At 71.2% G+C, this 16,259-nt stretch carries 12 protein-coding genes, 2 tRNA genes and 1 pseudogene; 10 read left to right on the top strand and 5 right to left on the bottom strand.

The window, feature by feature from the left end; all coding sequences use genetic code 11:
* The first annotated feature begins 448 nt into the window (after positions 1-448).
* From K4G64_RS23055 to K4G64_RS23035, 5 genes are all read left to right on the top strand, one after another.
* Positions 449-1,270: an LPXTG cell wall anchor domain-containing protein gene (locus K4G64_RS23055; protein WP_221757921.1), complete on the top strand. Its 822-nt coding sequence runs from the start codon at positions 449-451 to the stop codon at positions 1,268-1,270.
* 108 nt (positions 1,271-1,378) lie between these two features.
* Positions 1,379-2,158: an HAD-IIA family hydrolase gene (locus tag K4G64_RS23050; RefSeq protein WP_221757920.1), complete on the top strand. Its 780-nt coding sequence runs from the start codon at positions 1,379-1,381 to the stop codon at positions 2,156-2,158.
* Between the two features lie 129 nt (positions 2,159-2,287).
* Positions 2,288-3,070 carry a hypothetical protein gene (locus K4G64_RS23045; RefSeq protein WP_221757919.1) on the top strand — a complete coding sequence of 261 codons (783 nt, stop codon included), beginning with the start codon at positions 2,288-2,290 and terminating at the stop codon, positions 3,068-3,070.
* A 2-nt stretch (positions 3,071-3,072) separates the two neighbouring features.
* Positions 3,073-3,750 (top strand): class F sortase, encoded by a 678-nt coding sequence (locus K4G64_RS23040; protein WP_221757918.1) that lies wholly within the window; start codon positions 3,073-3,075, stop codon positions 3,748-3,750.
* A gap of 351 nt (positions 3,751-4,101) precedes the next feature.
* Positions 4,102-5,139: a glycoside hydrolase family 6 protein gene (locus K4G64_RS23035; RefSeq protein WP_221757917.1), complete on the top strand. Its 1,038-nt coding sequence runs from the start codon at positions 4,102-4,104 to the stop codon at positions 5,137-5,139.
* A gap of 79 nt (positions 5,140-5,218) precedes the next feature.
* On the opposite strand, the gene K4G64_RS23030 is transcribed toward K4G64_RS23035, so the two are convergent.
* From K4G64_RS23030 to K4G64_RS23015, 4 genes are all read right to left on the bottom strand, one after another.
* Positions 5,219-7,159, bottom strand: a complete 1,941-nt coding sequence (locus K4G64_RS23030) for a kelch motif-containing protein (protein WP_221757916.1) — start codon at positions 7,157-7,159, stop codon at positions 5,219-5,221.
* On the bottom strand, positions 7,156-9,156 hold the full coding sequence (locus K4G64_RS23025; protein ID WP_221757915.1) for a glycosyltransferase family 2 protein: 2,001 nt from the start codon (positions 9,154-9,156) through the stop codon (positions 7,156-7,158). The genes K4G64_RS23030 and K4G64_RS23025 overlap by 4 nt, the downstream gene beginning before the upstream one ends.
* A gap of 325 nt (positions 9,157-9,481) precedes the next feature.
* Positions 9,482-10,195 (bottom strand): FadR/GntR family transcriptional regulator, encoded by a 714-nt coding sequence (locus K4G64_RS23020; RefSeq protein ID WP_221757914.1) that lies wholly within the window; start codon positions 10,193-10,195, stop codon positions 9,482-9,484.
* 188 nt (positions 10,196-10,383) lie between these two features.
* Positions 10,384-10,457, bottom strand: a tRNA-Lys gene (locus K4G64_RS23015).
* Between the two features lie 199 nt (positions 10,458-10,656).
* On the opposite strand from K4G64_RS23015, the gene K4G64_RS23010 reads away from it, so the two are divergent.
* From K4G64_RS23010 to K4G64_RS22990, 5 genes and pseudogenes are all read left to right on the top strand, one after another.
* Positions 10,657-11,970 carry a peptidoglycan-binding protein gene (locus tag K4G64_RS23010; protein WP_221757913.1) on the top strand — a complete coding sequence of 438 codons (1,314 nt, stop codon included), beginning with the start codon at positions 10,657-10,659 and terminating at the stop codon, positions 11,968-11,970.
* Between the two features lie 85 nt (positions 11,971-12,055).
* A complete protein-coding gene (locus K4G64_RS23005; RefSeq protein WP_221757912.1) occupies positions 12,056-13,180 on the top strand; it encodes an SPFH domain-containing protein in 1,125 nt (374 codons plus the stop codon).
* A 101-nt stretch (positions 13,181-13,281) separates the two neighbouring features.
* On the top strand, positions 13,282-13,887 hold the full coding sequence (locus tag K4G64_RS23000) for a lytic polysaccharide monooxygenase (protein WP_221757911.1): 606 nt from the start codon (positions 13,282-13,284) through the stop codon (positions 13,885-13,887).
* Positions 13,888-13,992: 105 nt separating this feature from the next.
* Positions 13,993-14,457, top strand: a complete 465-nt coding sequence (locus K4G64_RS22995) for a DUF3592 domain-containing protein (RefSeq protein WP_221757910.1) — start codon at positions 13,993-13,995, stop codon at positions 14,455-14,457.
* A 40-nt stretch (positions 14,458-14,497) separates the two neighbouring features.
* A pseudogene (locus K4G64_RS22990) lies at positions 14,498-16,163 on the top strand (long-chain-fatty-acid--CoA ligase).
* Here K4G64_RS22990 and K4G64_RS22985 read toward each other — a convergent pair.
* Positions 16,129-16,202: transfer RNA gene (locus K4G64_RS22985), tRNA-Lys, on the bottom strand. The pseudogene K4G64_RS22990 and the gene K4G64_RS22985 sit on opposite strands and share 35 nt — an antisense overlap.
* Positions 16,203-16,259: the final 57 nt, after the last annotated feature.

The following is a 16,259-nucleotide window of genomic DNA, read 5'->3' as shown; positions in this document are numbered from 1 at the left end:
GGAGGGGCGGTAGGGGCCGCCTCGCCCCTCCCCACCCTCGCGCCGGGCGCGGGGCCGCCCGCCCGGGGTCGTCGCCGAGGCGGGCGGCCTCGTGCCGCAGGCGGGGCAGGGCGGTAGGGGCCGCTCGACTCGTGCTCGGGTCGGCGGGCTGCCCGGCCGTGGTCCCGCTGCTGATGACCTACGTCGGCACGCACCGCGGTTGGTGTCGTCCTCGTGGGCAGGGCGTACCCCCGTGCAAGGGCCCTGGGGCGTCACTGAGGCCCGGGCCACGCCAGACCCCGGCAGCCGACCGGGCACCGCTCCTTTCGCCCCTTAAGCCCCGCCCGCCGCCCCAGCCCCGTCCGCCGCCAGACCCTGTCCGCCGATCGGGCGGATCCGCGCAGCCGTTCGGGGCCCGTTCGCGTGGGAGTCGTCTCGCGGCCCCCGCCGCTCGGAATGTCACATCATCATGCGACTCTGCACGCCCGCTCATCTCTGCCTGGCTGTGGCAGCGGCGGCCGCCGCCCTGCTCCCCGGCGCTCTCCCGGCGCACGCGGACGCCCCGGTGCCCTCCTGTGCCGCGCCCGACGACCACACCTTCCCGCTCACCACCCGCATCCATGGCGGGCCGGACACCTACACGGCCGGGGGCGGGTTCGGGACCTGGTACGTCGACCTGACCAACACCACCGACCGGACCTGCACCGGGATCCACCCCGTCGTCGTGCTCATCGACGACAAGCGGGCCCTGGAACCCTCCCAGCCTCACCTCGAGTTCTTCGAGGGCGGGCAAGCCCACCCCGTGCGGTTCGAGAAGACCGGCGAGGACGAACTCGTCGGGGCGTTCGCCGACGAGGAGGACCGGTTCGCCGGGTTCACCGTCGAGCCGGGCGGGACCGTCACCGTGAAGGTGCGGCTCTCGCTCACCTCGGACGCCGTGCCCAACGACGTCACGGCCAACGCCGCGGTGGTGCAGCGGCACGACGACGACGGCGACTGGGTCGGGCAGTCCAACGACTACCGGTTCGGGATCGACGACGGTGAGGCGGGGACCGACACCGGCACGGACACCGACACCGGCACGGACACCGACACCGGCACGGACACCGACACCGACACGGGCACGGAACCCCGCCCCGACTCCAGCGCCTCCGTCCCGCCCCGCGAGGACCGGTTCCCCTTCGCGGAGGAACTGGCCCGCACCGGCACCGGCACTCAGGTCGCCGCGGCGGCCGCGGCCCTGCTGCTCACCGCCGGCGGGGTACTGCTCGTCGCACGCCGCCGCCGCTGAGCAGGCCGTCCCGTCAGTCGGGACGCCGCACACGGGCCATTCCGCATGATCCCGCCACTGTTTAGGCTGGGTCGCACGCAGGACCGCGTACGGCAGGAGATCCCGCACATGGCAGACCGCAAGCCCATCGAGTCCTGGCTCACCGACATGGACGGTGTGCTCATCCACGAGGGCGTACCGATCCCCGGAGCCGACGCCTTCCTGAAGAAGCTGCGCGAGTCGGGGAAGCCCTTCCTGGTCCTCACCAACAACTCGATGTACACCCCGCGCGACCTGCACGCCCGGCTGCGCCGCATGGGCCTGGAGGTGCCGATCGAGTCCATCTGGACCTCGGCCCTGGCCACCGCCCAGTTCCTGGACGACCAGCGGCCGGGCGGCTCGGCGTACGTCATCGGCGAGGCCGGGCTGACCACCGCGCTGCACGACATCGGCTACATCCTGACCGACCACGAGCCGGACTACGTCGTCCTCGGGGAGACCCGTACGTACTCCTTCACGGCCCTGACGAAGGCGGTGCGGCTCATCCTCGGCGGCGCCCGGTTCATCTGCACCAACCCCGACGAGACGGGCCCCTCCTCCGAGGGCCCGCTGCCCGCGACCGGCGCGGTGGCCGCACTGATCACCCAGGCGACCGGCAAGAAGCCGTACTTCGCGGGCAAGCCGAACCCGCTGATGATGCGGACCGGGCTGAACGCCATCGGGGCGCACTCCGAGACCAGCGCGATGATCGGCGACCGCATGGACACCGACGTGCTGGCCGGCATGGAGGCCGGGATGCAGACGTTCCTGGTGCTCACCGGCCTGACCCGGCCCGAACAGGTCGAGGGCTTCCCGTACCGGCCGTCACAGGTCGTGGACTCGATCGCGGACCTCGTCGACCGGGTCTGACCCGGTCCGACCTCGGAAAGCGGCCCGTCGCGCCCAAACCCGTCGTCACCCGTCCGGAGCAGCCGCCGCTTCCCTGAGGATGCGGCGGCCCACCGCGCGGGGGAGGCTCCAGACGTCTGGAGGTTCACGATGGGTTCCCTGAAAGTCACTGTCTGTGCCGGCGCCCTGGCCGTCGTCGCCCTCGCCCCGGCGGCGTACGCGGCGGACACGGCGAGCGTCTCGGTGACCCCGGCGGCCCCCGCCCCCGGCAGTGACATCACACTCCGCGTCACCGGCTGCGCGCAGCGGACGGCCGTCGCCGTCTCGGCGGCGCTCGTCGCGGACGCCCGGCTCACCGTCACCGGCGCACGCGAACTCGCCGGCGAGAGCCGGGTCCGCTCCACGGCCGAGGCGGGTTCGTACGCCGTGCGGGTCACCTGCGGTGCCACGCGGCAGACCGGCACCCTCATCGTCCGGGACGGCGATGCGCGACGGCCCGATGCGCCACCCGCCCCCGCGCCGGGCGGCCGACCGCCCGCACCCGGCGCCGCTGCCGGAATGGGCGGTCACATGCCCGCGCCCGACGCCGCCCCCGGAACGGGCGGGCAACTGCCCGCGCCCGGCGCCGCCGACGGAAGCGGTCGCCTGCCCGCCCCCGACGGCGGCGGCCAGCCGTCCGCTCCCGGCGTCGACGGAGAACCGTCCGCCCCCGAAGCCGACGCAGACGCATCCCTCTCGCACCGGCCCAGCGCCCCGGCCTCGCCCGTCGCCCCCGTCCAGGCGGGCGGTGGCGGTGCCGCCGAGCTCGTCGCCGCCGAGGAGCGCGGCGCCGGTCCCGGTGCGGCGCAGGGGGTGACCGGGCTGGTGCTCGCCGGCGTGGCCGCGGTGGTCGTCGCGCTGCGCGGTCTGCGCCGGGGCCGCGGAACGGACTGACCATGCACGATCACGATTACCCGCAGAAGCGCTTCTCGGGCACCGGCCGGCTGCTGACCGGCATGGCCTGGGTCGTGCTGCTGCTCGGACTGTGGCTGTGGGGCCGCGAGGTCACCGAGACGCGGCACGGCATCTCGGCTCCCGCCACGGGCGACATGGCGGCGGCCGGACGCCCCCCGGACATCAAGCTGCCGCCCGAGCACCGACCGCTGGGCGACGCGCTGCCGCAGCGCGTCGACATCCCCGGGCTCGGTATCCAGGCCCCGGTGGTGGCCCGCGGTCTCGACGCACGCGGGGCGCCCGATCCGCCGCCGTACGACCGGCCGGACGTCGTCGGCTGGTACTCCGGCGGGGTCGCGCCCGGGGCGCCCGGCACCGCGCTGATGGTCGGTCACGTCGACACCGACGCCCGGCCCGCCGTCTTCTACAAGGTCAGTGCCATGCGGCCGGGCCAGACGATCCGGGTGATCCGGGCCGACGCCAAGGTCGCCGAGTTCACCGTCGAGTCCGTGCAGGTCCTCACCCGCGACCGCTTCGACGCCCACCAGGCGTACGGGCCCCGCGAATCGGGGCGGGCCGAACTGCGGCTGGTCACCTGTGGCGGCAGCTTCGACCGCACGACCCGCAGCTACACGGCGAACGTGGTCGTCTCGGCGTACCTGACGGGAACCGGCCTCTGAGGCCCAGGGGCGGTGCGACCCGGCGCCGCCCCCCCAACCCGGTCGGCGACCCGCTCCCCCTGAGGCCGCCGACCGGGCCGGTCCTCCACCGCGCGCGCACGGGCTGCGGGAGTAACCCGGCGAGCTGCGCGGGAGGCCACGGGAGTCACGGTGGGTGAATCTCTGGCCGGGGGCCGGGCATGTGCTGAGAAGACTCTAGAACCAAAGGGCCACCCCGGCCTAGAGGTTGGATAACACCAGGTCCCGATACGGTGGCGCTGCGTCATCCGCGCAGGTGGGGTTCGCCTCGTGGGTGTCGCGGGACGTATGTCAGGATTGAGACTTGGAACGCTGCACCCAAGGGGGAGTTGGATGTACGGCAGCAGGGGGGCGGGGGCGTTCGCCGGGAGGCGGATGTCCGCAGCGGTGCTGGGGGCGGCACTGCTGGTGACAGGGTGTTCCTCCTCCGACGGAGGAGACGGATCCGACAAGGGCGCCGACGCGGGCGCCGGGATCACCCAACAGCCCAAGGAAAGGGCCCCTTACTGGGTCAACCCGGACGGGACCGCCGCGCGGCAGGTCGCCGCTCTGGAGAAGTCCGGCAAGAAGCAGGACGCCGAGCAGATCCGCAAGATCGCCGAGCAGCCGGTCGCCGAGTGGGTAGGACCGGACAACCCGCAGGAGCAGACGCAGGGCTTCACCGAGGCCGCCGACAAGGCCGGCCGTACGGCCCTGCTCGTCCTCTACAACATCCCGCACCGCGACTGCGGCCAGTACTCGCAGGGCGGCGCCGCCGACGGCAACGCCTACCGGGAGTGGCTCGACGGCGTCGCCGCGGGCATCGGCGACCGGGCCGCCACGGTCGTCCTGGAGCCGGACGCCCTGCTCCACCTGGTCGACGGCTGCACCCCGGAGCAGTTCCACGAGGAGCGCTACGACCTCCTCAAGGGCGCCGTCACCAAGCTGAAGTCCCTGAAGAACACGAAGGTCTACCTGGACGCGGGCAACGCCGGCTGGCAGGACCCCGACCAGATCTTCGAGTCCCTGAACCGCGCGGGCATCGCGCAGGCCGACGGCTTCGCGGTGAACGTCTCCAACTTCTACTCCACCAAGGACTCCATCGCCTACGGCAAGCAGCTGTCCGCCAAGGTCGGCGGCAAGCACTTCGTCATCGACACCAGCCGCAACGGCAAGGGCCCCTACGGCGCCGGCAACCCTGACGAGCGCTGGTGCAACCCGCCGGGCCGCTCCCTGGGCGAGACCCCGACGACGAAGACGGCGGACCCGCTGGTCGACGCCTACCTGTGGGTGAAGCGTCCGGGCGAGTCGGACGGCGAGTGCAAGGGCGGGCCGAAGGCGGGCCAGTGGTGGGGGGACTACGCCCTGAAGCTGGCGAAGGCCACCGGCTGACGGACGGGCCCGCAGCAGCGGACCGGCGTATACGAAAGGGGCGCTCTCCTCACGGAGAGCGCCCCTTCCCGGTTGCCTGTCAGGGCACCTTGACCCACTGCGCCTTGCTCGGGGTCCCGTCGGCGTCCGTCACGAACATCATGTACCAGCCCGCCTGGACCAGGTTCCGGTTCTCCGGCACGGTCACCGTCAGCTTGTCGCCGGACGCCTTGAAGTCCAGGGCGATCGACCGCTGGTCGACGTCCGTGACGTGCGTGGCGGCGCTCGGCCGGATCAGCCGGACCTTCTTGACCCGGGAGGCGTCCGACGAGGTGAACGTCCCCGTGCCGCCGCGCTCGATGGTCTGCGGCCCGCCCGACAGCGACGGCTGGTCCCCGTCGCCGTACAGGTAGGGCGGCGTGTAGATCTCGATGCGCTGCTCGAACTCGCCCGGCTTGGTGTTGGCCTTGTCGGCGTAGAGCGAGTCGGAGCCGAAGAACATCACGCGGCCGTCGGGCAGCAGGATCGACCCGGAGTGGTAGTTGCGGCCCACGAGCGGGTCGGCGACGCGCTTGAGCTTGTTCTTCTCCGTGTCGTAGAGCCGCGCCTCGAGGATGTTGGAGTCGCCGCGGCCGCGGTAGTCCTCCGAACCGCCGGAGATCAGCACGCTGTCGTCGGGCAGGATCGAGGCGCTCGGGTAGCGCGTGCCCTTGTCCAGGGACGGGCCGTCCTCGAAGCTCGGGTTCGCCTTCTTCAGGTCGACGATCCGGGTCTTCTCGCTGGACTTCTCGGACTCGCCGACCCCGCCGCCGCCGACCACCATGTACTTCTCGTCCTGCGCCGGAGGCAGCAGCACCGTGCCGGACGTCTCCATCAGCGTGGGGTCGCTCAGGCCCGGTATCTTCGAGAACTTGTTGGTGTCGACGTCCCACACGCCCGGCTCACGGCCCACGTTGTCCGGCCCATAGCCCGCGTTGGACCCCGAGTAGAAGATCTTGCCGTTCTGCATGAGGAACAGCGCCGGGTAGGTCGGGAACTGCCGGACCTTGCCGGTGTAGGTCCACTTCTTGGTCTTCGGGTCGAACACCTCGTTCTTGCCCGGGACCAGCTGGCCGATGTCGTCGAGGCCGGAGACGCTGAGGATCTTCCCGTCGCTCAGGGTGGTGAGCGTCGGGTACCAGCGGGCCTCCTTCATCGGGTCGACCTTGATGTACTTCTCGGCCACCGGGTCGAACTCGAAGGCGTCCCGGATGCCCTGGAAGTCCTTCTTGTCGAGGGCGAGTTTCTGCGCGATGCCGTAGGTGTTCTTGGCGTCGGCGCCCTTCAGGCCGTGCACGCGGTAGTTGTCCTGCGTACCCGTCTCGTACTTCTTGCCCCGCTTCTGCGCCTCGACGTAGATCCGGCCGAGACCGGGGTCGTTGCGCAGGAACCTGCCGGTCGCCTTGTCGAAGACCTTCTTGGCGCGCGGCACGAGCACCGGGTCCTTGGAGACGAAGGTCTTGCCGTTCTTCTTGCCGGTGAACGTGGTGCCCGCGGGCAGGGTGATCGGCGCGTCCGGGTTCTCGTTGTGGACGATCATCAGGCCACCGGCCTTGGTCACGTCACCCTGGAGCTTCTCGTAGCGCTTGGTGCCGCCGGCGATCAGCAGATTGCCGTTGGCGAGCTGGGTGTGGCCGGTGCAGAACAGGTCGGCCGGTGTGGGGACCTTCTTGACGGTGCCCTTGACCGGGTCCCAGATCCGGGTGTCGAACTTCTTCGCGTCGAAGTTGTCCTGGTCGTTGCCCGACCCCGCGACGAGCAGCACCTTGCCGGTGCGCAGCAGCGCCGCGTGGATGGTGTTCTGCCGGTACTCCTCGGGGAAATCGACGATCTCCCACTTGCCGTTCGCGGCCTTGTACTCCGGCTTGTTGATTGTGTACTGGTGGTATTTCTCGGTGCTGAAGCGGTAGAGCCACGGCCCGTTCATCCCGGCCAGCGCGAGTACCACCGCCGTGCCTATCGCGAGTCGACGGGCCCGGCGGCGGCCTGCACGGTCGTTCATTCCTTACGTCCCCCAAGTCCACCAAGGGCGATCTGCATGGTCTGGTCGGATCCCCCGACCTCCCCGTGTGCGCCCGGGGTCGCGGCCCACGTGGGCTTCTGCTGCGGGGTGTGCCCGGTCTGCTGCTGCGGGATGGGCAGCGGCTGGGTCCGGGGCGTTTCCGCAGGGTCCTGCGGCCCGCCCTCGGCAGGGGCGGCGGGCTTCTTCGCGTCCTGCCGCAGCTGCCAGCGCCAGGCGAACACCGGCGAGGCGGTGATCAGCAGCGCGAACGTCGCCCAGATGATCATCGCGGGGTGGGAGTGGCCGAAGACGAAGCCCGCGGCGATCGAGGCGCCGAAGATCGCGACGAAGTACCAGTGGTAGCGGAACGTGGCGAACCAGCGGTCCGGGCTGGCCGAGTCGCCCTTGGGCGTGACCACGAACTTGCTCTTGCGGCGCAGCATGGAGTCGATCAGCGCCTTGGCGTACAGCGGCGCCGACAGCGCGGACATCACCATGCCGGCCACACCGCCGGAGCCCTCCGGCTCGTGCGGCGAGACGTTGTGCCGGCGGTTCCAGACGTACAGGCCGATCTGCAGCGCGGAGGCGTTGCCGTAGAGCATCAGCCAGACCGCCGGGTCGATGTTCACACCCGAGGCGCCCAGGCCCAGGAACAGGCAGCAGCTCAGCGCCGCCAGGATCCAGTTGAGGGCCGACATCGGGTAGAAGATGATCATCATCGTGTAGTTGAAGAGCTTGCTCGGCGGCAGCGAGTACCAGCCCTTCCAGTACTGCCCGATGATCGTCTCGTACGTCCCTCGCGACCAGCGCATCTGCTGGGTGAAGAAGTCCGTCCAGGCACTGGGGCCCTCACCGACCGCGAGCACGTCCGGCGTGTACACCGAGCGCCACTTCTTCCCCGTCGCCGGGTTCTTGTGGCGGTGCATCTCGAAGCCGGTCGCCATGTCCTCGGTGATCGAGTCGTACAGCCCGCCGATCTGCTTCAGGGCCTTGATGCGCACGGCGTTGGAGGTGCCGACGAACATCGGGGAGCCGTAGCGGTTGCCGGCGCGCTGGATCAGCGCGTGGAAGAGGAACTGCTGCGACTCGGCGGCCTTGGTGATCGGGTTGTCGTAGTTGCCGTAGACCTGCGGGCCGATGACGAAGCCGACGTCCGGGTCGCGGAAGAAGCCGAGCATCCGCTCCAGGTAGTTGGGCAGCGGCACGTGGTCGGTGTCGACCGAGGCGAAGAAGTCGTAGTTGTCGCCGTGCGCCTCGAGCCAGGCGTTGTAGTTGCCGTGCTTGGTCTTGGCGCGGTGCGGGCCCTTGGCCTGGTTCCACTTCGCGACGCCCTTGCGGGAGAAGTGGTGCACGCCGAGGCGTTCGCAGACCGCCTTCACATCGGGGTCGTCGCCCTCGTCGAGCAGCCAGACGTGCATCAGACCCCGGTGGCGGATCTTCACCGCCGCCTCCAGGGTCTTCGTCACCATCTCCAGCGGCTCCTTGCCGGGCACGAAGGAGGTGAGGAAGGCCACTCTGGTGCCGGTCTCGGGCACCACCGGGATCGGGTCGCGGGCCACCAGCGTGGCGTGCGCGTTCGACAGCACGTTCATGCAGCGGAAGAACTCGATCAGACCGATCGAGACGAGCATGACCATGTCCAGCGCGGGCAGCCAGTCGAAGGCCGGGTAGTCGCGCTCGGTCCAGTGCTCGGGCTGGAGCAGCCAGAACAGCAGCACCAGGGACAGCACCGGGGCGGCGGCCAGCATCAGGGCCACGCGTATGCGGTGCGGTTCCTGCGAGATGAGCGAGCGGTACTGCACCTTGTACGGCTTGTTCGGATCCGGCTGGGTGAGGGGACCCGCGAGCCGGCTGTAGTGCTCGTAGTCGTATCTCGGCAGCGTCTTCTTGATCCGCCGGAACGTCCCCGTCGTGCTCATCCGGTGCGAAGGCACCCTGAGCTGGGTTGTCTGGGACGGGTCGTTTTCCTGCCGGGCACCCGTGGGCCTCGACGTCATGAGTCATCCCCCCACACGCGGACAGCCGCGTGTTTCGTAGCTTCTTACCGTCTGCTCCAGGTCCCCCTCGACCTTCACAGACGTATCAATGGTGGATCGCAGTCACCACGTCATCCACACCCTATAGACACGGCAACGCGACCTTCCGGTTGCATGATGCCCCCCTTGGCATCGGTTCATGAACGGGGCCCCTACCCCCGCCCACGCCGCAACCGGTCCCGAATCCCCCCAACTGCCGCGAACACGCGACACCTTGTGCAACCAGAAAACCAGGGTTCTACGGCGTTCATCATGATCGCAAGATGCGAAACACGGTGGTTACCGGTCAAACGCGTTCATTGTGACGGGTGTGGGGAGCCTGTGGGGCCGTTGTCGACAGGCGGGCGCGAATGTTGCCGAAATGCTCCCTTATGGCCTCCTCCGCCCGCATCGAGTCCCCGGACCGCACCGCGTCGAGGATCTCCCGGTGCTGCAGGCAGGTCACCTTCGGGTCCTGCGGCTCGCCCCCGAGGTCCGTGCGGACCCGGTGGAAGGCGTCCCAGAACGCCTCCAGGACCTCGCACAGCAGCACGTTGTCCAGCCCCCGGTAGAGGGTGGCGTGGAAGGCCCGGTCGGTCTCGGCGAGGCCGGCTCCGCGCGAGGCCTGCTCTTCCATACGGTCGACGAGCGCGTCCAGTTCAACGAGGTCCGCTTCCGGTAGCCGGCCGGCGAGCCGGGACACGAGCCCCGTCTCCACCGCCTCCCTCAGCTCCAGCAGCTGGAGCAGGGAGTCCTCGCCCCGGTAGTGCCCGGCGACCGTGCGGAAGGCGAGGCCCTCGATCATCGGGGCCAGGGACATCGGGCCGACGTAGGTGCCGAAGCCGTGCCGGATCTCCACGATGCCCATCGCCTGGAGCGCCTTCAGCGCCTCGCGCACCGAGTTCCGGCTCGCGCCGAGGTACTCCATCAGCTCGGGCTCGGTCGGCAGCGGGGCCCCGGAGGCCAGCCGGCGGTCGATGATGAGCTTCTTGATCCGCTCCTGTAGGTCACGCGCTGCCATGGCGAGAGAGTATCCGGCCAATCGCGCGGTGTGCCGGGTTCCGGCCAGAGAGGCCTGCCGGGCGGTGCAATGCCGAGTGACGGGGGTGTGGGTGGCGGAGCCCCCACCGCGCGCGGCGAAGCCGCGCAGAAACGACGATGGCGGCTTGTGTTCGCGTTGTCTGCGAACACAAGCCGCCACCGGCATCGTGCGCCGCCAGGGACTCGAACCCCGGACCCGCTGATTAAGAGTCAGCTGCTCTAACCAACTGAGCTAGCGGCGCCTGCTGACGTCGTAACTCTACAGGACGCCCGGAGATGCTCCGGACCACCCGTACGGGCCCGGGAGGGGGCCCGTACGGCCGCCGTGTACATCATTCGGACCGTCAGCATGCGCGTGCGGAAGACAGTTGCGAGACTGACGACGCGCGCCCTTTGGTGCACGGGCGCCGCATTTTCCGCCGGAAGTGTGAGGGGAATCGCATGGAGTCTCCGGTATTCGAGGAAATCGACCCCGCGAGCGACTGCGACTGCCCCGGCTGCGTCCACTGGCGACGTGCCCTGCCGCATTCCTGGGCGGGACGGGCCGGCGCCCACCCGGCCGCGCACCGGGCTCTCGCCCTGGCCGCCGTGGCCTCGGCCGCACTCGGCGCGGGCCACGCCGTTCCGGCCGCCGCCGCCCCGCACGCACCCCACCGCCCGGGCATCCCCGCAGGTGACGAGCCCGATACCCCTCAGGGCGTCACAGCCCCGCTGCACGGCCCCGGAGGCCGTCCGGCCAGGCCCTCGATCGCCCCCAAGCCCACCGCCATCACCCGCTCGGAGATCATCAACCGGGCCAAGACCTGGGTCGCCGCGAAGGTGCCGTACAGCATGAGCGCCTATTGGTCCGACGGTTACCGGCAGGACTGCTCCGGCTATGTCTCGATGGCCTGGAAGCTGCCCGGAAACGAATGGACCGGCAGTCTCGCGCAGTACGGGGAGAGGATTTCCAAGGAGGAACTCCAGCCGGGTGACATTCTGCTGTTCCACAATGCGGCCGACCCCGAGCAAGGCTCGCACGTCACTATTTTCGGCGGCTGGACGGACGCCTCGCACACCTCCTACACCGCCTACGAGCAGACCCGCCCACACACCCGGCGGCAGTCCGCGCCGTACGCCTACTGGAACAACTCCGACCGGTACGTGCCCTACCGCTACAAGGGCGTCACCGCGGAGGAGCCGGTCCCCGGCAAGGACGGCGGCGAGCCGGGCGCCCCGGCCGCCACGCCGTACCCGGGAGCGGCGTATTTCGGCCCCGGCGCGAACAACAAGTACGTCACACAGCTGGGCCGCATGCTCGTCGCGCGGGGGGCCGGCGGCTCGTACGCGTCGGGCCCCGGGCCGCGCTGGACCGACGCCGACCGGCGGGCGACCCGGGCGTTCCAGACGGCGCAGGGCTGGACGGGCGCGGAGGCCGACGGGCTGCCCGGCCCGCACACCTGGGAGCTGCTGGTCACCGGCAAGGGCAAGGACGTGAAGGACGGTGCGGTCGGCCCGCCGCCCGCCTCCCACGGCGTTCCCGGCTACCCGGGGCGGGCGGTGTTCCGGCCCGGCGCGAACAACGCCTATGTCACCCAGCTGGGCAAGCAACTCGTCCGGAAGGGGTTCGGCAGGTTCTACCGGGTGGGGCCGGGGCCGATCTGGAGCGAAGCGGACCGGCGGGCCGTCGAGGCCTTCCAGCGCACCCAGGGCTGGCGGGGCGGCGCGGCGGACGGCTACCCGGGGCCGGAGACCTGGCGGCGCCTGTTCTCGTAGGCCCCTCGGTCCGCCCTCGGCCCGTCCGGGCGGTCCTTCACCGACCACTGTTGTGACGCATCTGGCGCGGAGGCTGGAGGCACGCATGAGTACGACCACTTCCCACCCGTCCGAACCCGACGGACCGGCCGACGGACCGGTCCGGCCCGCCCGGCTCATCCAGAACGAGGCCACCACCGAGATCCCCGTCCACCTGCTGTTCCGCGACGACCCCGACCCGGCGCCGGTGCCGCTGAAGCCGGCGGTCGTCGGACGCAGGCAGGGCACGGGGGAACAACCGCGCCTGCGGCGCCCGGCGCTCACCGCGCCCAGGCGCCCGGTGCCGCAGGTCGATCCCGACCTGGCGGAGCGGCCCGCGCGGGTGCTGCCCGGCGCGGTGGGCCTATTGGCCGGAGCCTGCGGCGCGGCCGGGTGCGTGGCGACCTCCTGGTGGGCCGGGGTGCTGCCGCCGCTCGCGGTGGAGGCGCTGCGGCTGCCCGTCCACGCCGGGGCCGGGCTCGGCCTCGCGCAGTGGGCGGCGTACGCCGGGGCCGGGGCGCTCGGGCTGTTCGGGCTCGGCGGGCTCGCCCGGGGCCGTACCGGACGGGCCTGGGTGCTGGACCTGTTCGGCCGCTACCGGGGGACCGTCCGGCGCTCCGGCCTGCTGTGGGTGAACCCGCTGCTGCTGCGCCGCCGGGTGGACGTGCGGCTGCGGCACTGGCGCAGCGAGCCCGTGCCCGCGGCCGACGGGAACGGGGTCGCGCTGCGGGTGGTCGTCCTGGTGGTGTGGCGGGTGCGGGACACCGCCCGGGCCGTGCTGGGCGTCGAGGACCACGAGGCGTACTTGCGCGAGTGCGTCGAGGCGGGGCTGGCGCGGGTACCGGTGGAGATGCCGGGCGGGCCGAGGGGGGCCGGGGACGCGGCGGGCGAGGTGCTGACCCGGCTGGTGGCGGCGGACGCGGCCCCGGTCGGCCTGGAGGTGTTTTCCGTGCAGCCGGTGCGCGTGGAGTACGCCCCCGAGGTCGCCGCCGCGATGCACCGCCGCCGGATCGCCGCGCTGGACGCCCAGCACCGGGCGAGCGTGCTCACCTCGGTCGTGGACTCGGTGGAGGACACGGTGACCCGGCTGACCGTGCGGGGCCTGGTGGAACTCGACGACTACGAGCGCAAGGCGCTGGTGAAGGACCTGACGGTGGCGTTCTGTGCCGGCCGGGGCGAAACAGCTCCGTGATTGGTATGGACATGTTCAACAACCGCCCATAATCTCGAACTTGGTCTAGACCTACACGCACAGCTCACCGAACTTCCCCCACGTTCTCCAGGAGCGGCAGCATGCGTACAAGGACCAAGTTGTCGGCAGCCGCGGTGGGACTGGCCACGACCGGAGCCCTCGTGCTCTCCTCCGGCGGTGCCAGCGGCCACGGCTACACCGACCTCCCCATCAGCCGGCAGAAGCTCTGCCAGAACGGCACCGTGACCAACTGCGGCTCGATCCAGTGGGAGCCGCAGAGCGTCGAGGGCCCGAAGGGCTTCCCCGGCTCCGGCCCGGCCGACGGGCAGATATGCAACGCCGGGCTCGGCCACTTCAGCCAGCTCAGCGCACCGCGCACCCCCTCCGGCGGCGCCTGGCCCGCCACGAAGGTGACGGGCGGGCAGAACTACACGTTCCGCTGGCAGTTCACGGCCATGCACGCCACGACCGACTTCAAGTACTACGTCACCAAGCCCGGCTGGAACCAGAACCACAACCTGGCCCGGTCCGACCTCAACCTCACCCCGTTCTTCACCGTGCCGTACAACGGGCAGCGCCCGCCCGCCACGCTCTCCCACAGCGGCAGGCTGCCGACCGGGCTGAGTGGGCGTCACGTCATCGTGGCCGTGTGGACGATCGCCGACACGGCCAACGCCTTCTACGCGTGCTCGGACGTCACGTTCTGAGTCCTGCCGAACCTCTGAGCTTCTCTTGAGTCACCGCCGCGGCCGGTGTGGGTAAGTTCCTGCCACGCCGGCCGCTCCAAGGCCGCCAGGGCCTCGGGGGAGCTCATGGAAATCTTGTTCTACATCGTGCCCACGCTCATGATCGCGGTTGCTTCCTGTGCCGTGGTCGTGGTGATCCGCCGCTCCGTGCGGATCAGCCGCGCCTGGAGCGGCGGCCTGACCGCCGAGGCCCGCTGTCTGCGGACGTACACCACGACGAGTGGGGGCGGCGACAGCTCGGTGCGCACCACTCTGCACCACGTCTACGAGTTCACCACCCGCGACGGCCGGGGTGTCCGCTTCGAGGAGCGTGGCGGGCCGGGGACGACCCTCGAGGGCGACATCGTCACCGTGCACTACCCGGCGGACCGCCCGGAGCACGCCACGGCCAGGCCCCCGGCGCAGGGGAAGCTCGTCGCGGGCACGGGATGCCTGCTCGCCTTCCTCGGCACGTTCATCCTCTTCGCCGCCGGCTTCATGGTGGTGACGTACACGATGTTCTCCGCCGCGGGTGACTTCCTGCAGCCGTAGCGCTCCACATCTGACGATCCGTCAACTACCGTGCGCCTCCATGGACTCACCGGCGAGCACGGTCGCGGAACTCATCGCCGCCCGCTGGGGCGACCACCGCCCCGGCCTGCGCTGCGAGGACCGGACGCTGACGCACCACGAGGCCGCGGCGGGCGCCGCGGCCCGCGCGGCTCTCCTCACCGACCTCCTCCCGCCGGCCGCCGAACCCCACCTCGGCGTGCTGCTCGACAACACCCCCGAGTTCCCGCTGTGGCTCGGCGCCGCGGCCCTGGCCCGTGCGGCCGTCGCCGGGATCAACCCCACCCGCCGCGGCGCCGAGCTCGCCCGCGACATCCTCCACACCGAGTGCCGCGTCCTGATCACCGAGCGGTCCCACCTGCCGCTGCTGGAGGGCCTGGACCTGCCCGGAGTACCCCTGCTGGTGACGGACACGGCCGAGTACACCGAGCTCCTCACCCGCTACGCCGGTGCCCGCCCGGACCCCACCCGCGCCACCCCGCGCGACCGCTTCCTGCTCTACTTCACCTCCGGCTCGACGGGCGCCCCCAAGGCCGCGCTCTGCTCCCAGGGCCGCCTGGCCGCCGCCGGGCGCTCCCTGGCGGACCAGTTCTCCTTGTCCCCGGGACGACGTCCACTACGTCTGCATGCCGATGTTCCACGGCAACGCGGTGATCGCCGACTGGGCCCCCGCGCTGGTGACCGGTGCGACGGTGGCGCTGCGCCGCCGCTTCTCGGCGTCCGGGTTCCTGCCGGACGTGCGCCGGTACGGGGCGACGTACTTCACGTACGTGGGCCGGGCGATCCAGTACGTCCTCGCGACCGCGCCGCGAGCGGACGACCGGGACACCCCCCTGCGCCTGGGCTTCGGCACGGAGGCGGGAGCGGTGGACGCGGCGGCCTTCGAGCGGCGGTTCGGGGTGCGGCTGGTGGAGGGCTACGGCTCGTCGGAGGGCGGGGCGGCGATCCCGTGGTCGCCAGGCACCCCGCCGGGCGCGGTCGGCCGGGCGGCACCCGGGCTCGTCGTCCTCGACCGGGAGACCCGCCAGGAGTGCCCGGCGGGCGTCTTCGACGAGGCGGGGCGGCTGCTCAACGGGGACGAGGCGATCGGCGAACTGGTCAACCGCGGCCCCAGCCCCTTCGAGGGCTACTGGCGCAACCCTCCGGCGGAGGCGGAGCGCCGCAGGGACGGCTGGTACTGGACGGGCGACCTCTTCTACCGCGACACCGACGGCTACCTCTACTTCGCCGGACGCACCGACGACCGCCTCCGCGTGGACGGGGAGAACCTGGCGGCCGCGATGATCGAGAACATCCTGGCCCGCTACGAGGGTGCTCAGGCGGTGTGCGTGTACGCCGTCCCGGACCCGGTCACCGGCGACCAGGTCATGGCCACGCTCGCCGGCACCTTCGACCCGCTGTCCTTCGCGGAGTTCCTGCTCGCCCAGCCGGACCTGGGGACGAAGATGGCGCCCCGGTTCGTGCGCGTGGTGGAGTGGATGCCGGTGACGGCGACGAACAAGATCCGCCGGGCGGAGCTGCGCGGGGAGGGCCTTCGCTGCCCGGACCCGGTGTGGTGGCGGAGGCCGGGGGAGGGCACGTACCGCAGGCTGACCGATGCAGATCGCGAAAACGCCGAGGGGCCTCTCGCTCCCACGAGAGGCCCCTCATCCGTGCGCCGCCAGGGACTCGAACCCCGGACCCGCTGATTAAGAGTCAGCTGCTCTAACCAACTGAGCTAGCGGCGCATGACCCTCGCCTGCCGCCGGAATCGTGTTCCGCGGCGGGCGACGGAGAAAATACTA

Source organism: Streptomyces sp. WAC04114, from assembly GCF_019733245.1.
In the GTDB taxonomy this organism is placed as follows: domain Bacteria; phylum Actinomycetota; class Actinomycetes; order Streptomycetales; family Streptomycetaceae; genus Streptomyces; species Streptomyces massasporeus_A.
This window is presented reverse-complemented; position numbering and strand designations above follow the sequence as displayed.

Bases quoted from the DNA above. Each gene is read 5' to 3' on its own strand.
- K4G64_RS23045 (WP_221757919.1), top strand. From the start codon at position 2,288: ATGGGTTCCCTGAAAGTCACTGTCTGTGCCGGCGCCCTGGCCGTCGTC.
- K4G64_RS23010 (WP_221757913.1), top strand. From the start codon at position 10,657: ATGGAGTCTCCGGTATTCGAGGAAATCGACCCCGCGAGCGACTGCGAC.
- K4G64_RS23025 (WP_221757915.1), bottom strand. From the start codon at position 9,156: ATGACGTCGAGGCCCACGGGTGCCCGGCAGGAAAACGACCCGTCCCAG.
- K4G64_RS23040 (WP_221757918.1), top strand. From the start codon at position 3,073: ATGCACGATCACGATTACCCGCAGAAGCGCTTCTCGGGCACCGGCCGG.
- K4G64_RS22995 (WP_221757910.1), top strand. From the start codon at position 13,993: ATGGAAATCTTGTTCTACATCGTGCCCACGCTCATGATCGCGGTTGCT.
- K4G64_RS23035 (WP_221757917.1), top strand. From the start codon at position 4,102: ATGTACGGCAGCAGGGGGGCGGGGGCGTTCGCCGGGAGGCGGATGTCC.
- K4G64_RS23055 (WP_221757921.1), top strand. From the start codon at position 449: ATGCGACTCTGCACGCCCGCTCATCTCTGCCTGGCTGTGGCAGCGGCG.
- K4G64_RS23005 (WP_221757912.1), top strand. From the start codon at position 12,056: ATGAGTACGACCACTTCCCACCCGTCCGAACCCGACGGACCGGCCGAC.
- K4G64_RS23020 (WP_221757914.1), bottom strand. From the start codon at position 10,195: ATGGCAGCGCGTGACCTACAGGAGCGGATCAAGAAGCTCATCATCGAC.
- K4G64_RS23030 (WP_221757916.1), bottom strand. From the start codon at position 7,159: ATGAACGACCGTGCAGGCCGCCGCCGGGCCCGTCGACTCGCGATAGGC.
- K4G64_RS23050 (WP_221757920.1), top strand. From the start codon at position 1,379: ATGGCAGACCGCAAGCCCATCGAGTCCTGGCTCACCGACATGGACGGT.
- K4G64_RS23000 (WP_221757911.1), top strand. From the start codon at position 13,282: ATGCGTACAAGGACCAAGTTGTCGGCAGCCGCGGTGGGACTGGCCACG.